Consider the following 5392-nt stretch of genomic DNA (forward strand, 5'->3'; position numbering starts at 1 on the left):
CTTGCGCCAGATCCATGCCCAACGCCTTGCCGACATCGCGCAGTGCGCTTTTCGGTCGGTACGTGATGACGGTCGCGGTCAGTGCGGCGCGCTCGCGGCCATATTTGCCATAAATGTATTGCATGACCTCTTCGCGTCGCTCGTGCTCGAAATCGACGTCGATGTCGGGCGGCTCGTGGCGTTCAAGCGAGATGAAACGCTCGAACAGCATTTGCATGCGCGAGGGGTCGACAGCGGTGATGCCGAGGCAATAGCAGACGACCGAATTGGCCGCCGAGCCGCGCCCCTGGCACAGGATGCCGCGGCTGCGCGCGAAGTTGACGATGTCGCAGATGGTCAGGAAATACGGCTCGTATTGAAGCTGTGCGATCAGCGCAAGCTCTTTTTCGATCAACGCCTCGACCGCGGCAATGTCATCGATCGCTCTCGCGGTCAGGCGCTGCCGCAATCCCATCTCGGTGAGTTCGCGCAGGTATTGCGCCGGGGTTTTTCCCGCCGGCACGATCTCTTCCGGGTATTCGTAACGCAAGCTATCGAGGGAAAAATGACAGCGCTCGGCGATCGCGACACTTTCCTCCAGCCATGCCGGTGGATGAATCCGCTTGAGTGTTGGCAAGGATCGCAGATGCCGCTCGCCATTCGGATACAGCGCATGGCCGAGTTCAGCAAGCGGTCGCTTCAGACGGATCGCAGTCAGCGTGTCCTGCAAAGCGCGCCTTTTGCGTTCATGCATATGAACGTCGCCGGCTGCGGCAATGCGAAGGCCGCTCGCTTGCGACAGCGCTTCGATCCGGTTCACGCGATTCGCATCGTTGCCGTCGGCGAACAGCTCCGCGGCGATCCAGGCGCGATCGGTGAAAATGTTGCGCAGCCAACGCGCTGACGCAAGCTCGTCTTCGCCATTTGGCGGCCACAGAACCAGGCAACCCGGAACACCTTGCGCGAGATCAGCGCGCGTCAGCCGGTACTTGCCCTTGCTCGCGCTACGTCGCCCATGGCTGATCAGCTCGCAGAGATTGCCGTAACCTTCCCGATCGGTCGCGAGCAGAACAAGCTTCAGACCGGCTTCAGCTTTTTTTTCCGCAACCAGCGCGATCTCGGCGCCGATGATGAATTTGAAAGCCAGCCGTTTCGCAATTTCATACGCGCGAACGACGCCCGCGACCGAGCATTCATCGGTGAGCGCAAGCGCCGAATAGCCGAGTGCCTTTGCCTGCTCGACCAGTTCATCGGGATGCGACGCACCGCGCAGAAAACTGAAGTTGGAAAGGCAGTGGAGTTCGGCGTAGCGCATGATGCTTCACCCGCAAATGCCATGCAAAAACCATAAGCCATTGCCGCGATCCCTGAAAATCCAGAAGCGCGATCCGTGCGAGTCCGAAGCGACGAAATAATCGCGGGCAACATCGCGGCCATCCCACCAGCCGCCTTCGATTCGCTCAGGGCCGGCGACGAGATCGAGCGCCGGCCGTTCACCCAATCGGCGCGGTTCATCGAGCAACCATAACGGCCGCTGATTCTCCGGTGGGCGTATCGAATCATTTCCCGCATCACTCTCGCGCCACGCCAACTCGGGACGATGATCGGCATGCATATGCAGACGGCATAATGCGTCATCGCCAAGCCGCGCGCGTAATTGGTCGAACAAAGAGTCGAACAAAGCAGCGCCGTGCGGCGTTTCGGGAAACAGGGAGAAATTGGCCCATGCGAGTTCAGCAATCCCGTCAGCGGCAAGCCTGACCGCTTCGGCACGTTGCGGCAGAGAAACGCGCGCGAGGCGTTCGCGCCATAAAGCAAGCAAGTGATCGGCATCGCGGCTCGGTGTCGTCAAGTCCAGCATCACGCCGGTGGCTGAAACAGCATGATGTTTCAGCGTCAGGCGCAATCGGGTAACTCCGGCATTCCTCGCCCGCAACCATCCGGCCAGTTCAAATAGCAGACGCCGCAATGCGAATAGCAAAGCCTTCGTGTCTTCGACTGGCGCAGGCAATTCGAGCCCGGTTTCAAAACGGGATGGAGCTATGAAAGGCGGTTGTGGATCAGGCAACAGCCCAAGCGCGCGATCGATCTCGTCGAGCAGCCCCTGACCATAGCGGCGGGAGACGGCAGTGCGAGGCAGCGCGCGGCATGCGCCGATGCTGCGTATGCCGGCTTGCGCCAAATCGGAAATCGCGTTGGGCGAATAGTGGAGTAACGCAAGCGGCAATGGCGCCAGCGCCGCGGGCAAAGCATCGGTTTCGATTACGGTAAGCGGAATCCTCGCGCAAGCGAGAATGAAAGCTGCTGTCGGCGTTGCCGCGCTTGATATGACGAATTCATAGCCAAGGCCGCGCAGTCCATTCCGGATTTTTCGCAGCAGATTTTCGAAACCGCCGAATAAGCGAAAGCATCCACCGATTTCGAGCAACACCGCTTGCGCGCCAAGACTGACGGTCGGCGTGAACTGCCCCGCCCAGGCAGCGATACCCGAAAGCGCCGCGGCTTCAGCTTTTTCATCGCGCGTTTTGAGCTGCAAAGCGGCGCACAGCGCTTGCGCCGCCGAGGCTCGCATGCATGGTACGACGCCGGCAGCGCCGGCTGCGCGATTACACGCGAGTATCGACGGCCGCGAAGCGCTGGTCGTCACCGCGAACGGCGACGATGCGGCGCTCGCGCGGCAGAACACTTGCAGCGAAAGATCGGGAAAGTGCAGACAGGTCCATAACATGATCGGCGTTTATATGATCGACGTTTGATGCAATGTTCAGCGATACAGGCGCGGCCCAGCCGCCGCCGCGCCGTTTAATGACGCGCACCTGCAACTTGCGCTCCGCTGAACTCAAGCGCATGCGCAGCGGCGCGGGACTGGCATCGCCAGCGCGCTCGGCAGCGGTGAATTGCACTCCCCAGGTTTTTCCGGATTCGGCGGCCGAGTGCAGACGACGCGCGATGCGTTCAGTGAATATTGGCAACCAGCAAAGCACCGCACCGCAAGACCCTGAACGCAATGCCTGCTCAGCCGCCCACAGTTTGTCCTTCGGATCGGAAACGCGAAGCCAGAGAAAGTGCGAAAGCGCAATGCCGTGTTGCACGAGAGCCGGCGCATAAGGAATATGCGGGGGTGCTACGAATATCACTTCGCGATTCTCGCGAGAAAGCCTGGCCAACGCCGGCAGAACCAGCCCCAGCTCGCCTATCCCCTGCCGCTCGAGTATGAGTTCAGTGAAAGCGCCGCGCGGCCAGCCGCCTCCGGGAAGCGCCGCATCGAGCTCGGGAAATCCGCTGGCAATGCCGCCTTCGGGCTGCGCAAGGCTGTCCCCCGACCAGATATCGGCGCGATGGAGGACGGCTTGCAGAGCGGGGTTCATGACGCAAAACGGCGAAAGGCCGGCTATTCATCAGTTGCGGGATGTGCAGTCTGCGGAAAAGCATCGATACAACGGGCGCTGTCGTTACGTGAACTGAAAGCTTTCGAGTAAGCGTCGGAGCTTCGCATCAAGCTTAATCTCTGAGCAGTAACGGAATTCATCAAACATGATTTTCAAGCGCGTTATGCTGCTTTGCTCCTCGCAACGAGGGCTTACGCAAGGAAGGCGAATTTGTTGGCTCGGAAATCTTGCCCAGCTTTATCAGGCGCGCCTCAATCGCAGCGTGGCTGCGGTCATGCTTCTCAGCAAGCTGTTTGATGGGAGTGCCCGCATCGAAGCCTTTGATCAATTCGCCGTCTTCTTGATCGAGCCAGGGTTGGCCGGCTTTGCGAGGCAGGTTTTTTTGCCGTTGCTTTCGCTCATCCAACTGTTCCAGCGCTTTCAGAGTTTGAAAAAGCGCGCGAATGATTTTCGGATGGTTGTAAGGACTGGCGTCGGGAAAAACTTCGCCTGTCACCGGATCGGTTCCATTCGCCAGCGCTTGAATGATATGCATCGTATCGGTCGTTTGCATGGTTCTCCCCTCTTTCTCGAAAGCAGCTACAACGCGCTTCGTATGACTCCCACTCCCAGCCCCTCGATGACCAGCGAATCGCGTTTGAGATCGATGACGATAGGCGCGAAATCCGGATTCTCGGCGAGCAATAGCACTTGTGATCCGCGCCGCCTGAAGCGCTTGACAGTGACTTCGTCGTCGACGCGCGCAACGACGATTTGTCCCGTGCGCGCCTCAGATATCCGATGCACCGCGAGCAGATCGCCATCCAGAATTCCCGCAGCTATCATGCTGAACCCGCGCACGCGCAGCAGGTAGTCGGGGCGCAGTTTGAATAACGCGCTGTCGATCTGATAGCGGCCTTCGATATGTTGTTCCGCAAGAATCGGTTGACCCGCCGCCACCCGGCCGACGACGGGCAGGCCGGCGCCATGCTTGAGGCCGCCGTGCTTGAGACGTATGCCGCGCGACGCGTTGGGCGAAAGTTCGATCAGCCCCTTTCTGACAAGCGCCTTGACGTGCTCTTCAGCGGCATTGACCGAGCGGAAACCGAGCGCCTGTGCGATTTCGGCGCGCGTCGGCGGATAACCGGTCGCCTCGATTTGCGCGCTGATCAATTCCAGGATTTCGGCCTGCCGCGCAGTAACGTCAACCATAACGTCAACCTTAGCTGTATATAAATCCAGTACTGTAATTATATACAGACGACAGCCGCGAAATCAAGCGTTTTATTTTGCCGGCGTTGTTTCGAATGACCGATGCCAGACGAGAACCCTGCAATCAGAATCGATGCCTTCAGAAACGTGTTGAATAAACTGGCAAGCCCTTCGCAGCATCGTCGCGAAGAGCTTGCCAATTTCAGACTGGAAAAATGCTTTAGGCCGGGCTTTACCCCGGTCGAACCGGTCAGCTTGCGCTATGCTTTTTCTCGCGCCATTTTTCCATGCGGGCGATGTGGCCTTGCAACGCATCCTTGATGATGGCTTTTTGCTCCGGATTCAAGCCCGAATAAAAGCCGAATTGCATATCGCGCAGTTCGTTGCGTGCCTGCAGACCCTTTTCTTCCATCTGCTGTTTGAGTTGCGCGACACGGGCGAAATCGGGCTCGGCTTTCGCCAGTTCCTGCTTAAGAGATTCGCCGAACTGTTTTCTGTCGGCGCGCCGTTCCTTATGCAGCACAGCTTTTTTGTCCGCAATCTGCTGCCACGCGAAATCCTGTCCCGGATTCAGCTTGAGGTCCGCTTTGAGTTTCGCCCATCGCTCGGCGTGATGGCGGACATGGTGCTCGCCGGATTTGGCGGCATGAGGTTCAGACCGCTCGGGTGCGGCAATCGCGATGCCTGCCGAAAACAGCGCGGCAATGGCGGGAATCATTATCAAACGTTTCATGAAGTCTCCTTGATTGTGTCGGATTTCGACGCAAGGTTAGAGCGCGCCGCCGCAGGATTGTCTTTCCGGAAGCGTGGACTTTTTTGTAAGAAAATGTAAC

At 58.7% G+C, this 5392-nt stretch carries 5 protein-coding genes; all 5 read right to left on the bottom strand.

Annotated elements, in window-relative coordinates:
* The coding region (locus H0V78_06600; protein ID MBA2351449.1) for a PHP domain-containing protein at nucleotides 1-1294 on the bottom strand (1294 nt) is incomplete at its 3' end.
* Nucleotides 1295-1300: 6 nt separating this feature from the next.
* Nucleotides 1301-2707: a DNA polymerase Y family protein gene (locus tag H0V78_06605; protein MBA2351450.1), complete on the bottom strand. Its 1407-nt coding sequence runs from the start codon at nucleotides 2705-2707 to the stop codon at nucleotides 1301-1303.
* An 800-nt stretch (nucleotides 2708-3507) separates the two neighbouring features.
* A complete protein-coding gene (locus tag H0V78_06610) occupies nucleotides 3508-3921 on the bottom strand; it encodes a hypothetical protein (GenBank protein ID MBA2351451.1) in 414 nt (137 codons plus the stop codon).
* A 26-nt stretch (nucleotides 3922-3947) separates the two neighbouring features.
* Nucleotides 3948-4559, bottom strand: coding sequence for a transcriptional repressor LexA (gene lexA, locus H0V78_06615; protein ID MBA2351452.1), 612 nt, complete (start codon nucleotides 4557-4559; stop codon nucleotides 3948-3950).
* A gap of 250 nt (nucleotides 4560-4809) precedes the next feature.
* On the bottom strand, nucleotides 4810-5292 hold the full coding sequence (locus H0V78_06620; GenBank protein MBA2351453.1) for a Spy/CpxP family protein refolding chaperone: 483 nt from the start codon (nucleotides 5290-5292) through the stop codon (nucleotides 4810-4812).
* Between the last annotated feature and the right edge of the window lie 100 nt (nucleotides 5293-5392).

It is taken from the genome of Burkholderiales bacterium (assembly GCA_013695435.1).
Classification (GTDB): domain Bacteria; phylum Pseudomonadota; class Gammaproteobacteria; order Burkholderiales; family JACMKV01; genus JACMKV01.